At 47.7% G+C, this 1,850-nt stretch carries 2 protein-coding genes; both read left to right on the top strand.

Annotated elements, in window-relative coordinates; genetic code table 11:
- The coding region (locus AAE514_RS18375; RefSeq protein ID WP_347333018.1) for a filamentous hemagglutinin N-terminal domain-containing protein at positions 1 to 172 on the top strand (172 nt) is incomplete at its 5' end.
- A gap of 974 nt (positions 173 to 1,146) precedes the next feature.
- Positions 1,147 to 1,611 (top strand): hypothetical protein, encoded by a 465-nt coding sequence (locus AAE514_RS18370; RefSeq protein ID WP_347333017.1) that lies wholly within the window; start codon positions 1,147 to 1,149, stop codon positions 1,609 to 1,611.
- The last annotated feature ends 239 nt before the right edge of the window (positions 1,612 to 1,850 follow it).

Genomic DNA, 1,850 nt, shown 5'->3' with positions numbered 1-1,850 from the left:
GAACTATAACCAGCCGGATGCCGGTTCAGTGGCGCTTAACCGCATTCTCAGCCAAAGCGGCTCCGAGATACGGGGCCGGATTAACGCTAATGGTCATGTGGTGCTGATTAATTCTCCGGGTTACAGAGTCAGCGGGATAATATTTTGGCACAAAACCCTTCATTTTACTTGATGTTTCGCCAACTATAGGTATCATTTAGCTCTAGATTTAGACCATTGTGGAGAAGCACGCAAGGGTTTTCAGAGCGATAAATAAGGAGCCGGCTGGTTTCTTAAGGATTTTCGGCGGGTTCGATTTTTGCCGGTTAATAGAGGGGCAAATGGGTGGTAGCCCCGGGAAGCCCTCTTCGCTATCCGTAGATATGTATGACTCGCTGGATTGTCGGATCAACTGCGGACTCTCTCTAGTGCGCCATGAACCGGACATTGGGTGCTGTGCTGTGAATTGCTTCCCTCAAAAGTGTGATTATGGTCTCACATCGAAAGATTTACTCAGCCATCTTTAAATGCTAACGTTCGATTTCAATAAGGCTGGCTCTAAAGGAGTATAGAACAGATGAATATGCAGCTGTGCAAACCCACCAATAAGTCCTTTGTTATTATCGAGTCTATCCATACCAGTGATATTTCCGACTTGGTGAAGTAACCCAGATCTACCGGCAGATCATTGGATATTGCAACTTTGAAACCTACCTGTTTGATGGAAAACCTTTGGATGGTACGCCTAGTCAATGGCAATATATCCGTCACTTCTTAAGCAGGAAAAGAAGAATAACCACGGCACCCACAGAAAGGAACGGTCTTTATTACGTTTACAGGGGCGTTAGAAATTCGGTAAAACCCTTGAATAGCCGCATTGCGGCAGGCTTGCTAAGCCGTGAATATGAGTTGGGGGAACCTATGAGTCCTTTCACCTGGGGCAGCGATCCAGTTCCGCATGTACAGCTATATGGAAGAAGCGATGTGCATTTCGTAATGCCTGGGAACAGTCCTCCCCCGACGGCGTTTGCAATCTATGCACCAGAGAGCGGGCAGCTTGAAGAAATTCGTGATTCAAAAGAAAGAGCTCGCCTGTTAAAAGACTTACTCAATTCCACGAACTAGTGCCAACCTACTTACCAAGTACTGTAAACGCAGGTTCATAAAATGAGGCCTACACCGTTGTTAGCCGGACTAAGTATAACAGTGGTTTGTACTCTCGCCGGTTTTTTCCTTTACCCCGCGATGGTTGACTTTATCTATCCCAATTTGGGGGCAGGGAGTGTCGAACAATACTTTTACAGTCAGCTGGTTACAGCGTTGTCTTTCACCCTGCTCGGCAGCGTTATATGGCTTTATGGCTGGGCCTACTTAAAGCGGAATTGCGGAGCCACTGTCAAAGAGGCTTTCCTGGGGCCTTCTTTAGTCGCTTTTGCAGCAGTCATTATCGGCCTTCTCTATTACAAGCATGGCTTAGAGAGTGTTAATGTTGGTAATGATATTGCGGGTTACCCAATTCTCATGATGGTCAGCGCCATTAAGGTCTATTACATACCAGTAGCCGCCAGCCTACTAGTGCTCCTTTTATTTGCTTGCAAGTGGATAAAAAGCAGACGCGTCAAACGGCAATAATGCATGAACGCTTTTGAACAATACGCCCCTCGAAATCACCAGCCGGAGCACCAGGCTCTTTGGTAGCAGCCGACGAACAGGGCCGGTTGTAGGGCCGACGCAGGGCGGCTCGGCGATGAGGGAGGAGGCCATTTTTCACAGGTTTCGGCCCAGTTTTTTGACGGGTTCACAGTTTGGCCGTGATACCCGTGGCATAATGACGTTTTTCAAACTGACATGGAATACAAGGAGCGGCATGG

Source organism: Marinimicrobium locisalis (assembly GCF_039822625.1).
Lineage (GTDB): Bacteria > Pseudomonadota > Gammaproteobacteria > Pseudomonadales > Cellvibrionaceae > Marinimicrobium > Marinimicrobium locisalis.
The sequence above is the reverse complement of the archived record's forward strand: the minus strand, read 5'-3'. Positions and strand labels throughout refer to the sequence as shown.

Coding starts and splice junctions, on each gene's coding strand:
- AAE514_RS18370 (WP_347333017.1), top strand. CDS start 1,147: ATGAGGCCTACACCGTTGTTAGCCGGACTAAGTATAACAGTGGTTTGT.